This is a genomic window from Pseudomonas sp. 43(2021), from assembly GCF_017490805.1.
Classification (GTDB): domain Bacteria; phylum Pseudomonadota; class Gammaproteobacteria; order Pseudomonadales; family Pseudomonadaceae; genus Aquipseudomonas.
On record NZ_JAFGYJ010000211.1, the window covers coordinates 1 to 556 of the forward strand.

Here is a 556-nt window from a genome sequence, read left to right on the forward strand (position 1 = left end):
CTGTTCATGGAATCGCTCCAGTTGTGCGAGCAAGGTGAATTTCAACTGGCCCCAGCGCTGCACGTTGAACAGCAGCGGGCCTTGGCGGGTGTCGATCAGGCGGATGTTTTCCGCCAGCGTCCACTGCGCGCGCGGGCGGTTGAACTGGCGTTCCAGGCGTTGCGGGTCGAGGCCGCCGGGGCTGTGGTTGAGCAGTGCCGGCAAGGCTTGTTCGAGGCTGACACTCAGAGCGAGGGTTTGCAGTTGCGCGAGGCGTTCCGGGCTGCGACGTTGGCGCGCCGGGGCGAACGGGTCGAGGACTGTGCCGCCGCCGAGGGTGCGCTGGGCACTGGAGTCGCGCAGGATCAGCCGATCACCCTTCACCGCTTGCACCGGCGCGTTGATCAGCAGTTGCGCGAACATGCGCTCGCCGGGAGTCAGGCGCGGGCCTTGCAGCAAGGCGACCCGGGCGATGACATCTTGCGTGCCGAGGTGCAGATGCACCGGGTGAAAATGTTCAAAGGTGCGCTCGCCGGGCAACAGCTGAAAGTCGATGTCGATGCGCTGGGTCGGGGCG

Annotated in this window: 1 pseudogene; it reads right to left on the bottom strand. The window is 66.2% G+C overall.

Features of this window, described 5'->3' with window-relative positions:
* Window positions 1–556 (bottom strand): annotated as a pseudogene (locus J5M71_RS26800) (selenocysteine-specific translation factor); the annotation flags it as partial.